Source organism: Alishewanella sp. WH16-1 (assembly GCF_001441695.1).
Lineage (GTDB): Bacteria > Pseudomonadota > Gammaproteobacteria > Enterobacterales > Alteromonadaceae > Alishewanella > Alishewanella agri.
This window is the reverse complement of record NZ_LCWL01000029.1, coordinates 83563-106590: the sequence shown is the minus strand read 5'-3', so window position 1 is coordinate 106590 and position 23028 is coordinate 83563. Positions and strand designations below refer to the sequence as shown.

Below are 23028 nucleotides of genomic sequence, written 5' to 3'. Positions count from 1 at the left end.
GAATGTTCCCTAATCGCCTAACTTTTTATTTTAGCTAATGAATTTCTGGGGATACCTCAGCCGGGTTAGTTGATATCGAGGGAATTCGGAGCGCTATATTTCAGTGGAAACACGATGAGAATGAAAAGAGTAACGAAGTATTGCCAAAAGCAGCTGCCAAGCAATCCCAGCTTGATAAAAGCTGAGTTTGTTTCCATAAACTCAGAGATCCTTGCTACAGATTCGGGGTTGACAGCCTGGCAGTGCGCAGTTCTTACCTCTCGTTTAGACGATTACAAAAAAGATCCAGAACAAGGTGAAAACTGGGATTCTGTTATCACTGAACTTCGCTGCTACGCAACATAAGCTTAATCCCATCGAATTCGATGGGATTAGCGGTGTAGTAACAAAAAGCAAAGTCATCGAATTCGAGGTCTTTAAAGGCTTACTTAAATTGAAAAAATCAGCTGGAGATAAAAATCAGTGGCAAGTTAGTACCCGGAATACCGCTGTCTGCCATTAATACCGATAGCCAGAGCAAAACGGCCAACAAGCCGCAGTAGGCCAGGATAGTGACTAAAATACCGGTGTCGGTCATAGGCTGCAGGGCTTTATCGCGCTCGTCGGTATCACTTAGTAAGTCGAAGGTGCCTAGGATGCCAAACAGCATTAACAGGTAAAAACCAAAATACCAGGCGGCGCAGGACAGGCCGCCGGTTATCAGCAGTAACCCTATTTTCGCGGCTTTACCTTTTCTGCTATAGGCGGCAGCTTGCACGATCCGGCCACCATCCAGCGGCACCATGGGTAATAAATTAAACAGGTTAAGCAATAAACTGATCGCAGCAAATAGTGCTAGCGCTGGCTGCCCGGTTTCCAGCCACAGCCAGTAGGCAACCAGTGCCCCTGCAGTACCAAAAGCTGGCCCGGCTATGGCAATTTTAAAATCCTGCCAACGGCTTACCGCGCGTTCACTGACAGCAACACCACCGATAAAGGGTAACAGGTAGATGCCCTTTACTTTTAAACCCGAGCGCTTCATCGCATAAACATGGCCATATTCATGGATCAATAAGGCCAGAATCAAACTGATCGCAAATTCAAGATTAAATAACCAGGCCCAGCCGGCCAGGGCAGTGCCGGCGAGTGCGGCTTTAATAGCGCCCGCACTTTTTGACAACTTTAACAGCAATATGCCAAGCACCAGTAAGGGTCTAAACCAGTTACGATCGCTTTTATTACTGGTCGTTGCGACAGGTTGAGCGGTGGCTAGTGGTTCAGTGGCGTCAACAGCCGGCTGCTCTGGCTCGGGTGAAAGTTTCTGTTCTAATTTACCCAGCCATTTTGGTGGTATGGCCTTGGTTTTACCCTCGCAGAGTAAGGCTGCACTAGTCTCTAAGCGGTAGTTAACTTCAGCAGTTTTTAACGACACTTTAAAGTACAACCGCATTGGCCCATGGGTCGGGCATAAAAAACGGTGATCATTGCTGGTACTAAAAAAAGCCCGTCCCTCAGAGACCAACTGACCATTGCGGAATACTTGCTCTTTACCGAAGTTATTCGCTTTTACCTGATATAAAACCTGGTCGTGATAAAACTCAAATAGCGTTTGCATACGAACGAACTGGAACTGAAAAAATGAATAATGCAGTTTAACAAAATTAACAATTAAGTTAAGGCGCAAAGGGAAAAAGATAAAGAAATGACAAGATGGAGCGGGTGACGGGAATCGAACCCGTATCTCGAGCTTGGGAAGCTGGCATTCTACCACTGAACTACACCCGCAACGCAGAGCGCTAAGATACGGATTACGCTGCAAGTCGTCAAGCATCATGCACTAACGGCAAAGCAGAATTAGCACTGCGCTCCAATCCAGACTGCGACTATGCAGGCCTATGGGCGCAATTTCAACGCCGCAGTAAATCCCCAGCAGTGGGATATTCGCTGCGGTTAAGCGTTGCTGCACGAGCTTTGCTTCTGGGGTGCCACTGTGAAGTCGTCCTGCACAATCAAAATACAAGGCAGCGACTGCGGTGCTTTGCTCGATTTGCATTTGAGTTAGCACTGCGTCCAATTGTCGCTGGGTTGCTGTGACAATACTGGCACTGCTGCGCTGCATCAGTTGCACTTTACTGCCTTCCACCAAATCAGGCTCAAACAGGATAATGCCTTCATCATTCGGCAGTATGCCGTTTATTAGCCGTGTAACATAAGGCGTGCTATAGCGACTATTGCTCTGTTGCGGGTAGCGTACACCCAGTGCGAAATCGCTAACCGGTTTCTGATTGCGCCATTGCCGGTTACCAATGATCTCGTCCAGCAGTCTGCATACCGGTTGTTGATCCAATTCGTAGATAAATTGGCCGAAACTGCGGCTAATAGTGAAGTGCCGCGCAGTAAAAGGCTCACAACCATGCATCGCTACAATATAAGGTTTGAGGTTGCCGCTTAATTGCAGTGCGACGGCCGAGTCAGTTATGGCTTGTTGTTGATAAAATTGTTGAGTGCTACCAAACACCTGATCGGCCAAAAGCCCGGCGCCGGCAATAGTAGCAGGTAAAGGCGCCAGATGTTTGCGAAGCCCCAATAGCAACGGCGGCGACGGATTAAGTACTGCCGGCTGCAGCCCATTCCCGGCATAGCGCACCGAGTCGTAAAACAATAATAGTAATTTTGCAGATATTGATGAGGGTAAAGCCTGGGCCAACGCTTTACCTGCAACATAAGGGTCGCGGCTTAGCTGTTCTGCCACAGCAGCTTGAAACTGAACATCGGTAGCAGAAATAGCCATAGCCACAGCCGGCTGCCCGGTACTAACGATATGTTGATTGGTAATAGCGCCTACGGCGGAGCCGCCGATAATAATGGTGTTGCCGCCACAATATTGCCGCGCACCATCCAGCAGGCGCTGATAGTCGGTCGCTGCATTGCAAAATAGCAGTAATACGGCAACTTCGGTAATGTTGCCCTGCGTTGCGGCGTCTTGGGCTAGTTTAAAACCGGCTGCAAAGGGCACTTTGGCGTCACAGTAAGCCACTCCAGCTTGCATAGTAAAATCCTTTTTAGCAAAGTGCTGCTATTTTAATCTTGTATAGTACCTTTTGTAACTTTATTTTTATATTTTATCCCGATGCAGAAAACGCCCCTGATAATCAAAAAATGCCTCGACCAGCTGCCAGTGCTTTTGCTGCTTCTGCAACAATAAAAGCTGGGGTGGCCGAAAACAGGCCGCCAGTGCAGCCAGCTCTGTCGCGTTGGTGAATGCGGGCAGCGGTAAGCCAGGTGCTTTACTGTGTGGTTTGATAAAAACAGCGTAAAGCGCCCGGCGCTGAGCCGCAGTGTCCAGTTTAAACCAGCGATAAAACGGCGTGCCATCCACATCATAATAGGTAACCTTTAGCTGACCTTCTTCGGCACTAAGTTTCATAGCGTCACAGCGAAATAGATGATGATGTTGCTGACTTAACACCTCACGCAGTCGTTTGTCGGGATCAACCAGAACCGATTGGCATTGTCCACAACTGCGGGCCGCGATGTCGTTCTCGGCACCACAATCCGGGCATTGGCGGCTGCGAAAGCGAAAGTCGCACTGTTGTTGGCTGTCGGCGATTAAACCCTGACAACGGCGGCCGTAGTGTTCGATAATATCGCCATCCTGGTCAGTCAGACCCCAGAATAAGTTAGCAAATCCACAACTGGGGCAGGGTACCTGTACCGGTTTTGCTTTACTATGCGGCTTCGGCGCCCCGACTTCCGGAAAAAAAATATCATAGCCATTAGCGGCATAGTCAATGATCAAACATTCGTCTTTACTGGGGGAGAGCCGTAAGCCACGTCCTACCATCTGCTGAAATAAACTGACTGAAGCGGTTGGTCTTAATATCGCAATAAAATCGACATGCGGTGCGTCAAAGCCAGTGGTTAGTACAGCAACGTTTACCAAAAACTTCAGTTGTTGTTGTTTAAACGCCTGTATCAACGCATCCCGTTCTGGATCCGGAGTATCGGCGGTAAGGATGGCGGCAGATTCATCAGCTAACAGTGTCATTATTTCTTTGGCGTGCTTAACGGTAGCCGCGAAAATAATTACTCCGCGGCGGTTAGCGCCTAAGTCGCGGATTTGTTTTACAATTAAGGTGGTGGCACGGCCCATTTTCCCGAGCAGAGAATCGACAGCAGTTGCTGAGTAATCGCCATCCGGTGCCGGTGATAAGGCACTGAAATCGTACTGCGCGCTTAGCCCATCTAATAAACGCGGTGGTGTTAAGTACCCTTGTTTGATCAGTGGTCGTAACGGGTAATCAAAAACACAGTGTTCAAATGCCGGATTGTCGGTATTACCGATTTTTCCAAAATAGTGGCTACGATAGATCCAGCCACTACCCAGCCGGTAGGGGGTGGCAGTGAGTCCCAGCAGTTTCAGCTGTGGATTAATGTTTTTCAGATGGCTAAGTAATTGTTGATACTGGCTGTTTTCGCTAAGGCTAACCCGATGACATTCGTCGATAATCACCAGTGAAAAAGGCTGGTTGAACAGTGTTTTGTTTGGCGTAGCAGACTGGACACTCGCAACCACGGTTTTTCCGGTGGGATCTCGCTGTTGTAAGCCCGCAGAAAAAATACTGGCGCTCTGACCCAGCTGAGCAACCTTGTCTGCATTTTGTGCCACCAGTTCTTTAACATGGGTTAGCACCAATACCCTGCCACGCGCCTGGCGGGCTAACTCGGCAATCACTAAGCTTTTGCCGGCACCCGTTGGCAATACAATAACTGCGGACTCATCACGTTGTTTAAAGTGTGAGATGGCTGCCTGTACCGCTTGTTGTTGATAGTCTCGAAGTTTAATCATGGGGTTGTGATGTTCTGCTCGGACCAGGTAACACTATATTTCTTGATCATTCCGGTTATAGTAACAAGACGTTCCACCGGAGGTGTACATGTTATCTAAAAAACCTTTTGCGCTTAAACTGGAGCAGCGAGTTTTATGGGTTTCTGCGCAAGGTCTTTGGACCACTGCCAATGCCGAACAGTATGTGCAGGAGTTTCGGAAACTGGTCAAACCCATAGTCGCAGCGCCATGGGCATTGGTGCTCGATTTTCGCCAGTGGCAGATTTGCCCGGCAGATGTACTCAAGCTTTGTGTGGAAAATACCGAGTGGTGTTACCGGCACCGATTGGCACATGTTGAAACGATTTATGCTGACAACACTATGGTGCTATGGCAGTTTGCCAAGGCAACCGCAGCCAGTAAACCAGAACAGTTGGTTAGCCAGGCTGCTGCAGATGAACAAAGCGCGCGTCAGGCACTGCAGCGTGCTGGCTTTCTTCAGTAAGCCGCCTAGCCGCGAGGCAGCTGAATTTTCTTATCTTCTGACTGCCGGTAAAGCACCAGAATTTTACCAATGACTTGTACTTTTTCGGCTTTGCTCTCGCGGATAATCGCATCCATTATCAGGACTTTTTGCTCGCGATCTTCACCTGGAACTTTGATTTTAATCAGTTCATGAAAGTTTAGCGCGCTGTCGATTTCCGCCATTACGCCTTCCGTAAGCCCGTTAGCACCGAGCAAAATAACCGGCTTTAAATCATGGGCTTTGCTTTTTAAGAACTGTTTTTGTTTATTGGTTAAACTCATAAGGTTAGAATATCCGGTAAAAGCTTGAATTATGCCTATTGTAGCGCCATCTAGGGCATAAGACTATTTAAGAGTGGTAACATGACCAAGAAAAAACGCTCCGCCAGTTCAACCCGCTGGTTGAAAGAGCATTTTGATGACCATTTTGTGCAAAAAGCGCAAAAGCTTGGTCTAAGATCGCGGGCCTCCTTTAAGTTGGAGGAGATCCAACAGCAGGATAAGTTAATTCGCCCCGGTATGAACGTGGTGGATCTGGGTTCAGCACCAGGTAGTTGGTCGCAGTATGTCGCAGGCATCGTCGGGCAACAAGGTACTGTTATTGCGTGTGATATTTTGCCAATGGACCCGTTAGCAGGTGTCGCGTTTTTACAGGGCGATTTTCGGGAGGAAGCGGTTTTAAATGCGCTACTGAGCCGGATCGGCGGTAAAAACGTAGATGTGGTACTATCAGACATGGCGCCGAATATGAGTGGTAATGATACCACTGACCAGGCGCGTTCGATTTATCTGGTCGAGCTGGCGCTAGATATGTGTCACAAAGTGTTGAAGCAAAATGGCAGTTTTGTGGTCAAAGTGTTTCAGGGTGACGGCTTTGAGCAGTACCTGAAAGACGTAAGAGCAGTGTTTAATACGGTAAAAATACGTAAGCCCGAGTCGTCACGTGCCCGTTCGCGTGAGACATATATCGTGGCGACCGGCTTCAAAATTTAGTAAAGTGGGCCGGTATTTTGATTTCTAGTAAATGATGAGGTTATAACCTTGAGCGACATGGCAAAAAATCTGATTGTCTGGTTAATTATCGCTGTGGTGCTGATGTCAGTATTTAACAGCTTTAGTCCAAATGAAAATGCGGACCGCCAGACCAGCTACACCCAATTCGTAAAGGAAGTAAACCAGGGTTTGATCCGCGAAGTGAAGATCGAACGCACTGGGGTCATTTCCGGTGTTAAACGCAGTGGAGAACGTTTTGAAACCGTGATCCCGGGTGGCTATGATGAAAAGCTGCTGGATGACCTGATTCAGAATGACGTGCGCACTTTAGGTTCTAAACCTGAGGAAACCAGCTGGCTGGCCACGATCTTTATCTCCTGGTTTCCGATGCTGTTATTGATCGGCGTCTGGATTTTCTTTATGCGCCAGATGCAGGGCGGCGGTGGCAAAGGTGCGATGTCCTTTGGGAAAAGCAAAGCCCGCCTGATGAGCGAAGACCAAATCAAAACGACTTTTGCTGACGTCGCCGGCTGTGACGAAGCGAAGGAAGAAGTGTCGGAGTTGGTGGATTACCTGCGTGACCCTTCCCGTTTCCAAAAGCTGGGCGGCAAGATTCCGAAAGGTATTCTGATGGTTGGCCCACCAGGTACCGGTAAAACTTTGTTAGCCAAGGCGATTGCCGGTGAAGCCAAAGTACCGTTTTTTACTATCTCCGGTTCAGATTTTGTTGAAATGTTTGTCGGTGTCGGTGCCTCGCGGGTGCGCGACATGTTCGAGCAAGCCAAAAAAGCGGCACCTTGCATTATCTTTATCGATGAGATTGACGCCGTAGGCCGGCAGCGTGGCGCCGGTTTAGGTGGTGGCCATGATGAGCGGGAGCAAACTTTAAACCAGATGCTGGTTGAGATGGACGGCTTCGATGGTAATGAAGGTATTATTATTATCGCCGCCACCAACCGTCCGGATGTATTGGATGCTGCCTTATTACGCCCAGGCCGCTTCGACCGACAGGTCGTTGTGGGCTTGCCAGATGTGCGTGGCCGTGAGCAAATTCTGAAAGTCCACATGCGTAAAGTGCCGATTGCCGATGATGTGAAAGCCAGTGTCATTGCTCGCGGTACACCAGGCTTTTCCGGTGCAGATTTAGCCAACCTGGTTAACGAAGCCGCGCTCTTTGCTGCCCGTGGTAACCGCCGCGTGGTGAGTATGGAAGAGTTTGAGCGAGCTAAAGACAAGATTATGATGGGGGCGGAACGCCGCTCTATGGTAATGACGGATGCCGAGAAAGAGATGACGGCCTACCATGAAGCTGGTCATGCCATCATCGGTTGTCTGGTACCAGAGCATGACCCCGTGCATAAAGTTACCATTATTCCGCGGGGCCGGGCATTGGGTGTCACCTTCTTCCTGCCAGAGCAGGACGCGATCAGTGTTAGTCGTCGCAAGCTGGAGAGTAAAATTTCTGTGGCTTATGGTGGTCGCCTGGCCGAGGAAATGATTTACGGTGCAGATTCCGTATCTACCGGCGCCTCGCAGGATATTAAATATGCGACTTCTATTGCCCGCAATATGGTAACGCAGTGGGGTTTCTCAGAGAAACTTGGCCCGCTGTTGTATGCAGACGAGGAGGGCGAAGTATTCCTGGGCCGCAGTATGGCTAAGGCCAAGCATATGTCAGACGAGACAGCTTCCATTATCGACTCTGAGATTAAAGCCATTATCGATCGCAACTATAATCGCGCCAAAGAGTTGTTGGAGCAGAACATGGATATTCTGCACTCGATGAAAGATGCGTTGATGCTTTATGAAACCATTGATTCACGGCAAATTAAAGAGTTGATGGAGCGTCGTCCGGTAAGCCAGCCAGAAAACTGGGAACCGCGTGACAAAGGCTCCAAAGGCGATGGTGATGCTGAAGCGAAAGCAGAAAAACCTGCACCTTCAGTTGCCGACAAACCCTCTGAAGGCAACGTGCACTAAGCACTGCAGTTATTGTATCTCAGGCCCCGGTGTAAACCGGGGTTTGTCTTTTCAAATAACAATTCATATTTAGGAAGCTGCAATGCGTTTAGCATTACCCCGCCAGCGAGAGCTGGATCTCAGCCGCCCGCAGGTAATGGGCATTTTAAATGTTACCCCGGACTCCTTTTCTGATGGTGGCAAGCATCAACAGTTATCTCAGGCTTTACGCAGTGCCGAACAGATGTTGGCAGACGGTGCCACCATTTTAGACATCGGCGGTGAATCCACCCGCCCGGGTGCCGCCGATGTCAGTGTAGAGGAAGAACTCAACCGGGTAGTGCCACTGGTTAGTGCGATCCGCAGTCGGTTTGATTGCGTGATCTCGGTCGATACCAGTAAAGCGGCGGTGATGTCAGCGGCGGTTCAGGCCGGTGCTGATATCATTAATGATGTGCGGGCGCTACAGGAGCCAGCGGCGCTGGAAACGGCGGCTGCTTTGCAAGTACCGGTTTGTATTATGCATATGCAGGGCGTACCGGGTACTATGCAACAAGCACCCGATTATCAGGATGTAGTGCAACAGGTTTACGATTACCTGCTACAGCGCGCTGCCGAATGTCAGCAAGCGGGTATCACAGCGGCACAAATAATACTGGATCCGGGCTTTGGCTTCGGTAAGAATCTGTCTCACAATTATCAGCTATTAGCCGCATTAGATAAGTTTGTGCAAAGCGGTTATCCGGTGCTGGCCGGCATGTCACGTAAGTCGATGATTGGCCAACTATTAGATATACCAGTGAGCGAGCGCCTGGCGGGCAGTTTGGCCTGTGCTACGTTGGCAGCTTATGCCGGGGCGCAAATTATCCGGGTGCATGATGTTAAAGAAACTGTGCAGGCTGTGCGGGTGGCCGCAGCCGCACGATACGGAGTTTAAGGAATGAGCAGAAAATATTTTGGTACTGATGGTGTGCGCGGACGAGTTGGGGATTTTCCGATTACCCCGGAGTTTGCGATGAAACTGGGCTGGGCAGCCGGGCGGGTGTTATCTGAGCGAGGTACCCGTAAAGTATTGATTGGTAAAGATACCCGCATTTCAGGTTATTTACTGGAGACCGCTTTAGAGGCTGGTCTGATTGCCGCGGGAATCGATGTACGACTGTTAGGCCCGATGCCAACACCGGCAGTGGCCTATTTAACCCGTACTTTTCGTGCTGAAGCGGGCATTGTGATCAGTGCATCACATAACCCTTATTACGATAACGGCATTAAGTTTTTCTCAGCCGACGGCACCAAACTACCCGATGAGGTTGAGCTGGCCATTGAGCATGAGCTGGAACAACCGATGCTGTGTGAGCCATCTGAAAAGCTGGGTAAGGCAACCCGGATTAATGACGCGGCCGGCCGTTATATTGAATTTTGCAAAAGCCATTTGAGTAACCATTTATCTTTAAACGGATTAAAACTGGTAGTTGATTGTGCCCATGGTGCTACCTACCATATTGCGCCGGCGGTGTTTAAAGAGTTAGGGGCAGAGGTTATTGCTATTGGGTGTAAACCAGATGGTCTGAATATTAACGATCAATGTGGTGCAACCCATACCGACTTACTGCGTGAAACTGTGTTAGCACAGGGCGCAGACCTGGGGATTGCTTACGATGGTGACGGTGACCGGGTAATGATGGTCGATAATTCTGGGCGGGTGCTGGATGGCGATGAAATTGTATACATTATTGCCCGCGCAGCGAAAGAAGCCGGCACCTTACAAGGTGGCGTAGTCGGCACTCTGATGAGCAATATGGGGTTAGAGTTAGCACTGGCCCGTCTCGACATACCTTTTGTACGCAGCAATGTTGGCGATCGTTACGTGATGGAATTGTTGCGGGAGAAGAACTGGCGTATTGGCGGTGAAAACTCTGGCCATGTGCTGAATCTGGATCACACCTGCACGGGTGATGGCATTATCGCGTCACTACAGGTGCTGAATGCGATGTTGGGTAGTGGTAAGTCGCTGGCGGCACTTTGTGCTGATATGCGCAAACTCCCGCAGGTTCTGGTCAATGTGAAGTTTGCTAAAGGTTCGGCACCGCTAGATAAGTTGAATGTGCAACAAAGTATTCGCGAAGTTGAACAAGCGCTGACGGGTACTGGCCGGGTGTTAATTCGTAAGTCCGGTACCGAGCCCCTGATCCGGGTGATGGTTGAGGGTGAAGATGAAACGCTGGTGCGGCAATACGCTGAGCAAATTGCTGCCGCGGTTAAAATCGCCAGCTAACCAGTTAAAAAATGTGCAACCAAGCGCCATTATGACCGAAAAGCTTGTTCTAACAGACAAGCTTGGTTACTATCAGCCCGTTTTAGTAATGGATAATCATCAATGGCGCTTAAACCTCTGATTGCAGCCAACTGGAAGATGAATGGCAACCGTGAGCTGGTTAGCACGGTAACAGAGGCTGTCGCCTCGCTTTCGTCTGCGGTAGATGTGTTGGTATGTCCGCCAGCTACCTTGCTGCCGGCGTTTAAGGTGCAACGAAACTTTGCGTTAGGTGGGCAGGATGTCAGCGCAGCGCAAGCAGGTGCTTATACCGGCCAGTTAAGCGTTGCGTTGTTAAAAGAGGCATCAGCCAGCTATTGCCTGGTTGGTCACTCAGAGCGGCGGCAATATCAGTTTGAAAGCGATAGCTTGATTGCCCAGAAAGTGGCTGCGGCTATTGCCGGTGGCATTACACCGGTGCTCTGTATCGGTGAAACGCTGGCCGAGCGGCAGCAAGAAAAAACTGAGCAGGTTCTTGCGAAACAACTAGCTGCAGTGTATGCTTCGCAGCCCGAATTACTGAGCAAATCGGTAATTGCCTATGAGCCAATTTGGGCCATTGGTACCGGCGAGTCGGCAACACCGGAGCAGGCGCAGCAAACACATGCGTTTATCCGGGCGGAATTAAGCCGTTATGATGCCGAAGCTGCAACGCAGTTACGAATTTTATATGGCGGCAGTGTCAATGCAGCGAACAGCGCAGCACTTTTTGCACAGCCAGACATAAATGGTGCTTTGGTTGGCGGAGCCAGCTTAAAGCCTGATGAGTTTGTACAAATTTGCCTGAGCGCAAAGGACTAAGTATGTACGAGATTTTTATTGCTTTATATTTGTTAATTTCACTGGCTCTGATTGGCCTGGTACTGATTCAGCACGGTAAAGGCGCCAGCATGGGCGCAGCGTTCGGTGCAGGCGCTTCGGCAACAGTATTTGGTTCTTCAGGTACCGGTAATTTCCTGACCAAGACTACTACAGTACTGGCGACCTTGTTTTTTGTGCTGAGTATTGTGCTGGGTAACTTTACTGCTAAGCAAAGCAAGCCAGATGATGGCAGCGATTTCTTTCAGTCTGTCCCGGTAACGACCGAGCAGGCCCCTGCCAAAAAAGATGACGTCAACGACATTCCGGTAGGCAATTAAGTTTTACGCCGAGATGGTGAAATTGGTAGACACGCTATCTTGAGGGGGTAGTGTCTTCGGACGTGCGGGTTCAAGTCCCGCTCTCGGCACCAAATTAACGCAAGCATGCCTTGCGGACACAGTTCAGGCACGTTATAATGTGCGCCAGTTACGGACGCGGGATGGAGCAGCCTGGTAGCTCGTCGGGCTCATAACCCGAAGGTCGTCGGTTCAAATCCGGCTCCCGCAACCAATCAAAACCACTAATCATTGGCGATATGATTAGTGTCTGGATTCTGATTCGCCCCGCTAGTTCGGGGCGTTTTCGCATCTGGAGTCCAAGTTTTAAGTAGTAATGGGCGCTTCGCCCATTTTTTATTTGTGTTTCGGAGGTCTTTTTTGGCTAAACAAGAACAGCAACTAACTGAGCTGCTGACGCCGACTGTGGAAGCAGCCGGTTATCAACTATGGGGTATCGAGCTGCTGCGTGCTGGCCGTCATACCACCCTGCGGATCTTTATCGATAAAGGCGATGGCATCACTGTTGATGATTGTGCCGTTGTCAGTCGTGAAGTTAGTGCTCTGCTAGATGTTGAAGATCCTATCCCAACGGAATATACGCTGGAAGTCTCGTCTCCCGGCCTGGATCGCCCATTATTTACCGAAGCACAATTCGCACGCTACGTTGGCCAGAAAATCGAGGTTAAATTGACTGTACCTCAGGACGGCCGGCGCAAATTTAAAGGCATACTAACGGCGCTTGATGGCGATATGTTGGTAATGGAAGTAGATGGCAAACCCTTTAGTTTGCTTGTCGATAACATTGATAAAGCAAACGTGGTGCCGGTATTTTAACCGGCCCGGGTAGCATCAGAACGAGGCATAGACCATGGCAAAAGAAATATTATTAGTTGTTGATGCGGTGTCGAACGAAAAGTCCGTGCCGCGGGAAAAGATTTTCCAGGCGCTGGAATTCGCATTAGCCGCTGCCACTAAAAAGAAGAACGAAGGCGATATCGAAGTTCGCGTTAGCATTGATCGTAAGACGGGCTCTTATGAGACCTTTCGTCGCTGGGAAGTCGTTGCCGATGATGCGGTGATGGAGCATCCGTACCGTGAAATCACGCTATCTGCCGCACAATATGACGAACCCAATCTGAAAATTGGCGATTTTGTTGAAGAGCAAATTCCATCTATTGAATTTGACCGCATTACCACGCAAATGGCGAAGCAGGTTATCGTGCAAAAAGTACGCGAAGCTGAGCGGTCACAAGTGGTTGAAGCCTATCTGGATCAAGTGGGTGAGTTAGTCACTGGCGTGGTGAAAAAAGTTAACCGCGACAGCATTATTGTTGATCTGGGCAACAATGCCGAGGCGATGTTACCGCGCGAAGAGATGTTACCACGCGAAACTTACCGTCCGGGCGATCGCTTACGTGCCTTACTGTTTGATGTAAAACCAGAAGCCCGGGGCGCACAGTTATTTTTAAGCCGTGCCAAGCCAGAAATGCTGATGGAACTGTTCCGCATTGAAGTGCCGGAAATTGGCGAAGAAATGATTGAACTGCGTGGTGCGGCCCGCGACCCGGGTTCACGGGCGAAGATTGCCGTGAAGAGCAATGACCGCCGCATCGACCCTGTCGGTGCTTGTGTTGGTATGCGTGGTTCACGGGTGCAGGCTGTCTCTAATGAACTGGGTGGCGAGCGGGTTGATATCGTGTTGTATGACGACAACGATGCCCAGTTTGTAATCAACGCCATGGCACCGGCCGAAGTGGCGTCAATCATCGTGGATGAAGATGCCCATTCAATGGATATTGCGGTTGAGGATTCTAACCTGGCGATGGCAATTGGCCGTAACGGTCAGAACGTGCGTCTTGCCAGTCAGTTAACCGGTTGGGAACTGAACGTGATGTCAGTTTCAGATATGAAGAAAAAGCACCAGGAAGAAACCGAAAAAGTACGGCAAATCTTTATGGACGCGCTGGAAATTGATGAAGACTTTGCTGACGTGCTGGTTGACGAGGGTTTCGCCACCCTGGAAGAAATTGCGTATGTACCGATTAGCGAATTGCTGTCAATTGATGGCTTAGACGAAGATACGGTAGAAGTGTTACGTAGCCGTGCCAAAGACGTGTTAACCACCCGAGCACTGGCTAATGAAGAATCTCTGGAAGGGGCCAAGCCGTCAGAAGCATTGTTGGCACTGGAAGGATTAGATACCCATACTGCTTATGTCATCGCCAGCAAAGGTGTGATCACGCTGGATGACCTGGCAGAACTAGGAACCGACGATTTGTTAGAAATTGTAGAAATGCCTGAAGAGAAAGCCGCAGCCCTGATTATGGCTGCCCGTAATATCGTCTGGTTTAATGAAAGTAACTAAGTAGTCAACGGAGGTAACAACACAAATGGCAGAAGTCACCATAGAAAAACTGGCCAGTGATGTCGGTACTACTGTTGATCGGTTAGTGCAACAATTTGCTGATGCAGGCATTACCAAGGCCCAGGGCCAAACGGTAAGCGAAGACGAGAAAAAAGCACTGCTTGAGCATTTGAGCAAGCAGCATGGCGGTAAACCGGCAGAGCCGGCAAAGCTGACCTTAAAGCGCAAAGAGAAAACCACCCTGAGTGTCGCCGGTGGCGCAGGTCGCAATCGTGAAATTCAGGTAGAAGTGCGTAAGCAAAAAACCTATATCAAAAAGCCAATGCTGGATGAAGCTACGCTAAAAGCGCAGGAAGAAGCCCGCCAGGCTGAAGAAAAAGCCCGTGCTGAGGCTGAGGCTGCCCGGTTAGAGGCTGAGCGTGTTGCCCGTGAACAGGCGCAACAGCGTGCGAAAGAGGAAGCTGAACGTAAAGCAGCTGAAGCCCGTAAGCGCGAAGAAGCGAAAAACGCCCAGCTAGCCAAAGACGATCCGGAAGAAGCGGCACGTCGCGCAGCGAAAGAAGAAGCCCGTAAAGAAGCCGAGCGCATTCGCCAGCAACAGGAAGCAGAAGCGCTGCGCAAACTGGAAGAAGAAGCCCGGCGTCAGGCAGAAGAAGCCCGTCGTTTAGCGGAAGAAAACAGTGAGCGTTGGGCGCAGGAAGAAAAAACCAAACCTACCGATAATGATGATTATCACCTGACTAGCAACCAGTTTGCAAAGCAGGCTGAAGACGAAGTTGACGCTAAAGAAGAGCGTGCAGGTCGTCGCGGCGTAGGTAAAAAAGCGCCGGTGGCCAAAGGGAAAAAGACCAAAGACGATGTTAACGATAAAGAAGCCTTTAATCGTGCTAACCGTCATGCCAAGAAAAAGAAAACCCCAACCAGTATGCAGCATGGTTTTAACAAGCCTGCCCAGCCGGTAGAGCGGGAAGTCAAAATTGGTGAAACCATTACTGTTGCCGAATTGGCAGCGAAAATGGCAGTTAAAGCCTCTGAAGTGATCAAGGCGATGATGAAAATGGGCGCGATGGCGACCATTAACCAGGTGATTGATCAGGAAACAGCGGCCATTGTCTGTGAAGAAATGGGCCACAAGTTTATTCTGACCAAAGAAAACGAGCTGGAAGAAGCGGTGATGTCAGACCGTGAAGGTCAGGGCGAGCTGGAGCCACGCGCACCTGTGGTGACCGTTATGGGTCACGTTGACCATGGTAAGACTTCATTACTGGACTATATCCGTAAAGCCAAGGTTGCCGCCGGCGAAGCCGGTGGTATTACCCAGCATATCGGTGCTTACCATGTAGAAACGCCACGCGGTATGGTGACCTTCCTGGATACACCGGGTCACGCGGCCTTTACTTCAATGCGGGCGCGTGGTGCTAAAGCCACGGATATCGTAATTCTGGTTGTTGCTGCTGACGACGGTGTAATGCCACAAACCAAAGAAGCGATTCAGCACGCCAAGGCCGGTAATGCGCCGTTAGTGGTTGCGGTAACGAAAGTCGATAAACCGACTGCTGATATCGACCGGGTGCGGAATGAGTTGTCGCAGTATGGCGTCATTTCGGAAGAATGGGGCGGCGATACGCAGTTTGTACCGGTGTCGGCTAAAACCGGTCAGGGTATTGATGACCTGCTGGAAGCCATTCTGAACCAGGCAGAACTGCTGGAATTACAAGCGGTCCACAAAGGCCTGGCGAAGGGCGTGGTCATCGAATCCCGCTTGGACAAAGGCCGTGGTCCGGTCGCCTCTATCCTGGTACAGGAAGGCACCCTGACTCAGGGCGATGTGGTGCTGTGTGGCTTTGAGTACGGCCGTGTGCGGGCCATGCGTGATGAAAACGGTAAAGAAGTGAAAACTGCCGGCCCATCTATTCCGGTCGAGATTTTAGGTCTGTCGGGTGTACCACAAGCCGGTGACGAAGTGACAGTGGTGAAAGACGAGCGCAAAGCCCGTGAAGTTGCACTGTATCGTCAGGGCAAGTTCCGCGATGTGAAACTGGCACGGCAACAGAAAGCTAAGCTGGAGAATATGTTCGCCAACATGGCTGAAGGCGATGTGTCTGAGCTGAATATCGTGCTGAAAGCAGACGTACAAGGTTCGGTGGAAGCGATCATTGAATCTCTGATGAAGCTGTCGACGGACGAAGTAAAAGTGAAGATTGTCGGCTCAGGCGTAGGTGGTATTACTGAAACTGACGTCTCGCTGGCGGCGGCTTCTTCTGCCATTATTATCGGCTTTAACGTCCGTGCAGATGGTTCGGCTCGTAAACTGGTCGAGGACGAAGGTCTGGATCTGCGTTACTACAGCATCATTTATGAGCTGTTAGACGAAGTGAAACAGGCAATGACCGGTATGTTGGCGCCAGAGTTTAAGCAACAGATCATCGGTCTGGCTCAGGTACGCGATGTGTTCCGCTCACCGAAGTTTGGCGCTATCGCCGGCTGTATGGTTACCGAAGGTATCATCAAGCGCAATGCGCCAATCCGCGTACTGCGTGATAACGTGGTGATTTACGAAGGTGAACTGGAGTCACTGCGTCGCTTTAAAGATGACGTTAGCGAAGTACGTCAGGGCTTTGAATGTGGTATCGGTGTGAAGAACTACAACGATGTGCGCGAAGGCGACCAGATCGAAGTGTTTGAAACGATCCAGGTAGAACGTACGCTATAATAGCAACGGCTTACCGATAAACAGGGGCACAGGTTGCCCCTGTTGTGTTTAAGTCTCGGCAGCGCTACGCTGCAGCATGAGACTAAGGATAAGATAATGAAAGAGTTTTCCCGTGTTGATCGTCTGTCACAACAGATGAAAAAAGAAATGGCAGTGATCCTGCAGCGCGAAATTAAAGATCCCCGGCTGCACACCATGATCACCGTGTCCGATGTTGAAGTATCGCGCGACTTATCGCATGCCAAGGTGTTTGTCACCTTCCTCGGTATGGATGATAGTAAGGTGGAAGATAACCTGAAGATCCTGAACGAAGCTTCTGGTTTTATTCGCAGTTTAATCGGTAAAAGGATCCAAACCCGCATTGTGCCACATATCCGCTTTGCCTTTGATCAGTCGCTGAATGAGGGTATCCGGATGGCCAATCTGGTAGATACAGTGCGCAAAGACGATGAGCGTAAGCGTCAGCAAGCAGGCCCTAATCCGGAAGCGGAAGAACTGGAATAATGCGTGCCCGTAAAAATGCCCGGCCGGTACATGGTATCCTGCTGCTGGACAAGCCGTTAGAGGTCAGTAGTAACGGTATTTTGCAACGGGTGCGTTGGCTCTATCAGGCGCAAAAAGCCGGTCATACCGGCGCGCTGGATCCGATGGCGTCCGGCTTGCTCCCGATTTGTTTTGGTGAGGCCACCAAATTTAGCCAATTTTTGCTGGATACTGATAAAACCTATCAGGTGACCGCTACCTTTGGTATTCGTACCACTACCAGTGATGCCGAGGGCGAGGTCGTTAGTGAAAAAGCAGTCAGTTTTAGCGAGCCTGAGCTGACCGCAGCGATGCAGCAACTGAGCGGTGATATTTTACAGGTGCCGACGATGTTCTCGGCGTTGAAGTATCAGGGCCAGCCCCTGTACAAATATGCCCGCCAGGGCATTGAGGTGCCACGCGAAGCGCGGCCGATCAGTATCTATCTCTTTGAGCTGCTGTCGCGCACGGCACAGACCGCAGATTTTATTGTACATTGCTCCAAAGGCACCTATATCCGTACCCTGATTGACGATCTGGGCGAACTACTGGGCTGTGGGGCTCATGTCAGCCGTTTACACCGGGTGCAGGTAGGGCCTTTTCAGGCGGCGCAAATGGTCACACCGCAACAGCTGGAAGCGCTGAATGAACAGCAGGACTGGGCGGCGTTGGATGCATTACTGTTACCGATGGATGCCGGGTTACAGGGCTTACCCAGCCAGGTTCTGGATGCTGTGCAGCAAAAAGCCATTATGCATGGCCAAAGTTGTCAGGTGGCCGCGGCGGATGCCGAAGTAGTGAAACTCTATGCCGAATCAGGCCAGTTATTGGGTATTGGTGAAATTGTGTCTGGTGAACTGAGTAGCCGGCGGCTGATTAATCTGGCGGCGTTAGCACCGACAGTTGCCGACGACAGCAGCTTACTTGCTTAAAACAGGCTGGCCCTGTACAATGCGCCGGCAGTTTTGCTGCCGCTGGATGAGTGATCGGCGGTTAGCGTATTTTAGTTCACTCACATTTGGAGACATACCATGTCATTAAGCGCTGCTCAAAAAGCACAAATCGTTGCTGAATACGCTGTTAAAGCGGGCGACACCGGTTCACCAGAAGTACAGGTTGCCCTGTTAACTGCTTCTATCAACCACCTGCAAGGCCACTTTGCCCAGCACAAGCATGACTTCCACTCACGTCGTGGTCTGCTGCGCATGGTTAGCCAGCGCCGTAAACTGTTAGACTACCTGAAAGGCAAAGATCTGGCGCGTTACAGCAGCCTGATCGAGCGTTTAGGCTTACGTCGTTAATCGACGTCAGTAAAAGAAGGGGCTTTCGGGCCTCTTTTTTTATGGCCAAAATTTTTTCTGGCAAAAGAACGGAACTATCTTTTGTTACAGCTTACAGAGTATACTAAGCAAGCAAATAAAACAGAGCAACACATCGCAATTCGGCGATTAAGACAAAGGAAAACACCACGTGACTCCCATCGTAAAATCATTCCAGTTCGGCCAACACACCTTTACTTTAGAAACCGGCGTTATCGCCCGTCAGGCAGATGCCGCAGTGCTGGCCAGCCTGGGAGATACTGCTGTTTTAGTAACAGTAGTGGGCAAAAAAGAAGCTAAGCCTGGTCAGGACTTCTTTCCGTTAACCGTAAACTACCAGGAAAAAATGTATGCAGCTGGCCGGATCCCGGGTGGCTTTTTCAAACGTGAAGGCCGACCAAGCGAAGGCGAGACGTTAACCTCACGTCTAATCGACCGGCCAATTCGCCCACTGTTCCCGGAAGGCTTCACTAACGAAGTACAGGTTGTTGCCACTGTGGTGTCAGTACAGCCGGAAATTCAGCCGGATATCGTGGCGTTGATTGGTACTTCTGCCGCCTTAGCCATCTCTGGGATCCCGTTCAGTGGCCCTATCGGTGCGGCCCGTGTCGGTTATATCAATAACCAGTACGTGTTAAACCCATCAGAAGAAGAACTGAAAACCTCTAAGCTGGACTTAGTGGTTGCCGGTACGCAGAACGCGGTATTAATGGTGGAATCAGAAGCCGGTATCCTGTCAGAAGACGTGATGTTAGGCGCCGTTATGTACGGTCACCAGCAAATGCAAACTGCAATCAATGCCATCGTTGAATTTGCCGGCGAAGCTGCTAAGCCAGCCTGGAACTGGGTTGCTCCAGCGAAGAACGACGCGCTGATCGCAAAAATCGCCGAGCTGGCGACTGCCGATTTGGGCGATGCTTACCGCATTACCGAAAAAGCCAAACGCTATGAGCGGATTGGTGAAATAAAAGCCGCACTGATTGAAAAATTATCCGCTGAGCTGGCAGAGGGCGAAGCGCTGAACCTGACTGAAGTCGGCGAAATTTTCCATAATCTGGAATCAAAAGTGGTACGCGGCCGTATTACCAAAGGTGAGCCGCGTATCGATGGCCGTGATCCGGAAATGATCCGTGGTTTAAGCGTGATGACCGGTGTTCTGCCACGTACTCACGGTTCAGCCCTCTTCACCCGTGGTGAAACTCAGGCGCTGGTGACGGCGACCTTAGGTACGGCCCGTGATGCGCAAAGCGTTGACGATTTGCTGAGTGCGAAAAACGATACCTTTATGCTGCACTACAACTTCCCTCCGTACTCAGTGGGTGAAACCGGCATGATGGGCTCTCCGAAGCGCCGTGAAATCGGCCACGGTCGTCTCGCTAAGCGTGGTGTGCAGGCAGTAATGCCATCGTTTGACGAGTTCCCGTACACGGTACGTGTGGTTTCAGAAATCACTGAATCGAACGGTTCAAGCTCAATGGCCTCAGTCTGTGGTTCGTCACTGGCGCTGATGGATGCCGGTGTACCAATCAAAGCTTCAGTAGCCGGTATTGCCATGGGTCTGGTTAAAGAAGGTGAAGACTTCGTCGTGCTGTCTGACATTCTGGGCGATGAAGATCACCTGGGCGATATGGACTTTAAAGTAGCCGGTACTGCTGAAGGTATCACCGCGCTGCAGATGGATATCAAAATCGACGGTATCACTCAGGAAATTATGCAAATCGCGCTGAAGCAAGCAAAAGCGGCCCGTCTGCATATTCTGAATGTGATGGATCAGGCAATTAGCTCACACCGTTCAGAAATGTCAGAATACGCTCCGCGTATCTACACGATGAAGATTAACCCGGAGAAAATCCGTGAAGTTATCGGTAAAGGCGGCGCCGTAATCCGTCAAATCACTGAAGAATCTGGTACCACTATCGAGCTGGAAGATGATGGTAGCATCAAGATCGCTGCCACGACTGCGAAGGCAGCCCAGATCGCTATCGATAAGATCAACGCTATTACGGCAGAGATCGAAGTCGGTACTATCTATCAGGGTGAAGTAGTACGGATCGTTGATTTCGGTGCTTTCGTTAATGTACTGCCAGGTAAAGATGGTCTGGTGCATATCTCACAAATCTCAGATGAGCGCGTAGCGAATGTTGCCGATCACCTGCAGGTTGGCCAGAAAGTGGCAGTGAAAGTACTGGAAGTGGATAAGCAAGGCCGTGTGCGTCTGAGTATCAAAGAAGCGACGGCTAAACCAGCTGCAGAAGCGGCTACAGAAGCTTAATGTGAGCAAAACGCGGTACAAGCTAGCCCTGCTTGCAGGGCTTATGATACTGGCAGGCTGTGCGCAACAGCCTGCAACCAAAGCAGAGGCCTGGTTAACTCCGGAGCCGCTGCAAGTGCCTTACCGCAACGAGCTGGCGATTGCCCGCTTATCGGAGATTCTGCAACGCGCTGAGCTGACCGAAGCGCAAAGTGCCCAGTTGTTTTACGACCGTGGCGTGATGTACGACAGTGTTGGCTTACGCTCGCTGGCCCGGCTCGATTTTATGCGCGCCCTGCGCCTAAAGCCGGATATGCCGGAAGTCTATAATCTTTTAGGTATCCATTACACCTTAAGTGGCAACTTCAGCGAAGCCTACGAGGCTTTTGATTCCACGCTGGAATTGGCACCCGATTATGACTTTGCCTATTTGAATCGTGCCATTGCGTTTTATTATGCCGGTCGTTTTGACTTGGCCGAAGCCGATTTTGATACCTTCTATCAGGTAAAACCCAGCGATCCGTATCGGGTGCTGTGGCGCTATATCGGTTTTGCTGAGCGCGATGCCAAGCAGGCGCAAGCCGTTCTGCAACAACATTTGCTCGCCCTGGATGCTGACGATTGGGCAACTAATCTGGTGCGGTTTTATGCCGGTGAGCTTAGCGAAAAAGCACTGTTAGAGTCGATTCTGGTGGGGCTGAATAATCCGCGGCAGTTGGCCGAGCGCTTGTGTGAAGCCTATTTTTATCTGGCGAAGTGGCATCAGGCGCGGGGCGATGCTAACCAGGCGCTGATTTATTATCACAAAACCCTGGCGACCAATGTTTACGAGTTTGTCGAACACCGTTATGCGCGGATGGAAATGGCCAAATTGCGCGGTGATGAGCTGAGCAATGAACAGCACGACTTTGAGTAAGCTGTGCCGTTTTAGTTTAAAAAGCCGGCTTGCTGGCTTTTTTCTTTTTTTATGTTTGCTGTCCTGCCAGGAGCCGCCAACCGAAGAGCAGCGGCTGTTACAGCGAGCGGCCACCGACGGCAATGCGGCCAGCGAGCTGGCAAGACGGCGTTTGGCGGCTGACGATCTACCAAGTGCATTAGACTGGTGGCGCACTGCTGCAGTACTTAACGCTGAAGGCGCATTACAGCATGCCCTGATGCTGCAACAACGCCTTGAGGGTAAACGCTCAACTGCGCAATGGCTTGCCGCTCAGGTGCAGGTGGATGCCAGTATGCTACAGCCGCTGTCGGCGGTTTTATTAGCGGAGTTGGGTTTTTGGCAGCACAGTGTCTTAGCTGTTCAGCCAGAGCCGCAGCAATGCCAACTCAAGATTCAGCCAGTGGTTGCCACAGCCGCTGCTGAACGCAGCTACCGGCAACTGCACCAACACTGGCAACAGGATCCGCAATTAGCGTCGTTACCCGTCTGTTTTTTACCTGTGTTGCGGATCCACGCCGCGGTGCTAAATTGCAGTGAACAGCCGGGGCAGCGTATTCAATGTGACTACCGTCGTTTAGGTCATAGGGTACAGCAAGGGCAATTTCAGCAGTTGCTGATTATCGGTGGCCGCGGCGTTGCCAGCTTTAATAACGGTATTATGCAATTACCAGAACAGGCCGATTTAGCTTTGCTACGGCACGAGTTCTTACATATTGCCGGTTTTCTGGATGAATATGCGTTAGCGCCGGTGGCGGCGCGGATGGTGTGTAAAGCCGGGCGAATCGCTCCCAATTTGTTAGTAGGTGATGACAACAGCACGCTGCAGCGCTATCTGCAGCGTTATCCAACTGCTGCCGCGACTTTAGAGCTGACGCCGGTCGATACCTGTCAGGCAGTCGGTATTCAGGCCTACCGGCCAATAGCGACACTAAACAGTATGCGCCACTACGAGGCGGACTTACCGCCGCTGTATTTAACATTATTACAGCAGGAGTTAACGCAAAGTGAGCGCCTGATGCCGGTGCAATACTATTTTGCTTATCTGGCCCGGCAAAACGAGGCGTGGCAGCAGTGGTACAGCTATATGCAGCTTGCCGCTGACTTTGGTTATCCGCCAGCAATTCAGGCTCTGGCTAGCTTAGCGCCAGAGCGGCCTACTACAAGCGGCGATTAGTTGCGTTTGC

General features: G+C 50.5%; 21 protein-coding genes and 3 tRNA genes. 19 read left to right on the top strand and 5 right to left on the bottom strand.

Annotation, left to right across the window (positions count from 1 at the left end; genetic code table 11):
- Positions 1-120: 120 nt before the first annotated feature.
- A complete protein-coding gene (locus AAY72_RS16650) occupies positions 121-345 on the top strand; it encodes an addiction module protein (RefSeq protein ID WP_169313975.1) in 225 nt (74 codons plus the stop codon).
- Positions 346-442: 97 nt separating this feature from the next.
- On the opposite strand, the gene AAY72_RS03700 is transcribed toward AAY72_RS16650, so the two are convergent.
- From AAY72_RS03700 to AAY72_RS03685, 4 genes are all read right to left on the bottom strand, one after another.
- Positions 443-1594 carry a site-2 protease family protein gene (locus AAY72_RS03700; protein WP_057785632.1) on the bottom strand — a complete coding sequence of 384 codons (1152 nt, stop codon included), beginning with the start codon at positions 1592-1594 and terminating at the stop codon, positions 443-445.
- 96 nt (positions 1595-1690) lie between these two features.
- Positions 1691-1764 (bottom strand) — tRNA-Gly (locus AAY72_RS03695).
- 52 nt (positions 1765-1816) lie between these two features.
- Positions 1817-3028 (bottom strand): FIST signal transduction protein, encoded by a 1212-nt coding sequence (locus tag AAY72_RS03690; protein WP_057785629.1) that lies wholly within the window; start codon positions 3026-3028, stop codon positions 1817-1819.
- A 66-nt stretch (positions 3029-3094) separates the two neighbouring features.
- On the bottom strand, positions 3095-4828 hold the full coding sequence (locus tag AAY72_RS03685; protein WP_057785628.1) for a DEAD/DEAH box helicase: 1734 nt from the start codon (positions 4826-4828) through the stop codon (positions 3095-3097).
- An 88-nt stretch (positions 4829-4916) separates the two neighbouring features.
- Between AAY72_RS03685 and AAY72_RS03680 the strand changes: the two genes are divergently transcribed.
- Positions 4917-5312, top strand: a complete 396-nt coding sequence (locus AAY72_RS03680; protein ID WP_057785627.1) for a hypothetical protein — start codon at positions 4917-4919, stop codon at positions 5310-5312.
- Positions 5313-5317: 5 nt separating this feature from the next.
- Here the strand turns inward: AAY72_RS03680 and yhbY are convergent, their stop codons facing one another.
- A complete protein-coding gene (gene yhbY / locus AAY72_RS03675; protein WP_008985774.1) occupies positions 5318-5614 on the bottom strand; it encodes a ribosome assembly RNA-binding protein YhbY in 297 nt (98 codons plus the stop codon).
- Between the two features lie 81 nt (positions 5615-5695).
- Here yhbY and rlmE point away from each other — a divergent pair, with 81 nt between their 5' ends.
- The 17 genes from rlmE (at position 5696) to AAY72_RS03590 (ending at position 23018) form a co-directional block, all read left to right on the top strand.
- On the top strand, positions 5696-6325 hold the full coding sequence (rlmE, locus tag AAY72_RS03670; RefSeq protein WP_057785626.1) for a 23S rRNA (uridine(2552)-2'-O)-methyltransferase RlmE: 630 nt from the start codon (positions 5696-5698) through the stop codon (positions 6323-6325).
- A gap of 57 nt (positions 6326-6382) precedes the next feature.
- A complete protein-coding gene (ftsH, locus tag AAY72_RS03665) occupies positions 6383-8305 on the top strand; it encodes an ATP-dependent zinc metalloprotease FtsH (RefSeq protein ID WP_057785625.1) in 1923 nt (640 codons plus the stop codon).
- Between the two features lie 82 nt (positions 8306-8387).
- Positions 8388-9221: a dihydropteroate synthase gene (folP, locus tag AAY72_RS03660; protein WP_057785624.1), complete on the top strand. Its 834-nt coding sequence runs from the start codon at positions 8388-8390 to the stop codon at positions 9219-9221.
- Positions 9222-9224: 3 nt separating this feature from the next.
- Positions 9225-10559, top strand: a complete 1335-nt coding sequence (gene glmM, locus AAY72_RS03655; protein WP_057785623.1) for a phosphoglucosamine mutase — start codon at positions 9225-9227, stop codon at positions 10557-10559.
- Positions 10560-10661: 102 nt separating this feature from the next.
- Positions 10662-11399 carry a triose-phosphate isomerase gene (tpiA, locus tag AAY72_RS03650; protein ID WP_057785622.1) on the top strand — a complete coding sequence of 246 codons (738 nt, stop codon included), beginning with the start codon at positions 10662-10664 and terminating at the stop codon, positions 11397-11399.
- A 2-nt stretch (positions 11400-11401) separates the two neighbouring features.
- Entirely contained in the window at positions 11402-11737 is a 336-nt protein-coding gene (gene secG, locus AAY72_RS03645; protein WP_008608759.1) for a preprotein translocase subunit SecG, read from the top strand.
- Positions 11738-11744: 7 nt separating this feature from the next.
- A tRNA-Leu gene (locus tag AAY72_RS03640) sits at positions 11745-11829 on the top strand.
- Positions 11830-11892: 63 nt separating this feature from the next.
- Positions 11893-11969 (top strand) — tRNA-Met (locus AAY72_RS03635).
- A gap of 146 nt (positions 11970-12115) precedes the next feature.
- Positions 12116-12571, top strand: coding sequence for a ribosome maturation factor RimP (gene rimP / locus AAY72_RS03630; protein WP_057785621.1), 456 nt, complete (start codon positions 12116-12118; stop codon positions 12569-12571).
- A 34-nt stretch (positions 12572-12605) separates the two neighbouring features.
- The gene (nusA, locus tag AAY72_RS03625; protein ID WP_057785620.1) at positions 12606-14102 is read left to right on the top strand and encodes a transcription termination factor NusA; all 1497 of its coding nucleotides are present in this window, start codon (positions 12606-12608) and stop codon (positions 14100-14102) included.
- A gap of 25 nt (positions 14103-14127) precedes the next feature.
- Positions 14128-16815: a translation initiation factor IF-2 gene (gene infB / locus AAY72_RS03620; RefSeq protein ID WP_057785619.1), complete on the top strand. Its 2688-nt coding sequence runs from the start codon at positions 14128-14130 to the stop codon at positions 16813-16815.
- Positions 16816-16908: 93 nt separating this feature from the next.
- Positions 16909-17319, top strand: coding sequence for a 30S ribosome-binding factor RbfA (gene rbfA / locus AAY72_RS03615; protein ID WP_197408368.1), 411 nt, complete (start codon positions 16909-16911; stop codon positions 17317-17319).
- A complete protein-coding gene (gene truB / locus AAY72_RS03610) occupies positions 17319-18269 on the top strand; it encodes a tRNA pseudouridine(55) synthase TruB (RefSeq protein WP_057785618.1) in 951 nt (316 codons plus the stop codon). The genes rbfA and truB overlap by 1 nt, the downstream gene beginning before the upstream one ends.
- A gap of 99 nt (positions 18270-18368) precedes the next feature.
- Positions 18369-18638, top strand: coding sequence for a 30S ribosomal protein S15 (gene rpsO, locus AAY72_RS03605; protein WP_057785617.1), 270 nt, complete (start codon positions 18369-18371; stop codon positions 18636-18638).
- A gap of 169 nt (positions 18639-18807) precedes the next feature.
- Complete coding sequence (pnp, locus tag AAY72_RS03600; RefSeq protein ID WP_057785616.1) at positions 18808-20928, top strand: polyribonucleotide nucleotidyltransferase; 2121 nt, start codon at positions 18808-18810, stop codon at positions 20926-20928.
- Between the two features lie 43 nt (positions 20929-20971).
- A complete protein-coding gene (gene nlpI / locus AAY72_RS03595; RefSeq protein ID WP_231728886.1) occupies positions 20972-21823 on the top strand; it encodes a lipoprotein NlpI in 852 nt (283 codons plus the stop codon).
- On the top strand, positions 21801-23018 hold the full coding sequence (locus tag AAY72_RS03590) for a hypothetical protein (protein WP_057785615.1): 1218 nt from the start codon (positions 21801-21803) through the stop codon (positions 23016-23018). Before nlpI ends, AAY72_RS03590 begins: the two co-directional genes overlap by 23 nt.
- Positions 23019-23028: the final 10 nt, after the last annotated feature.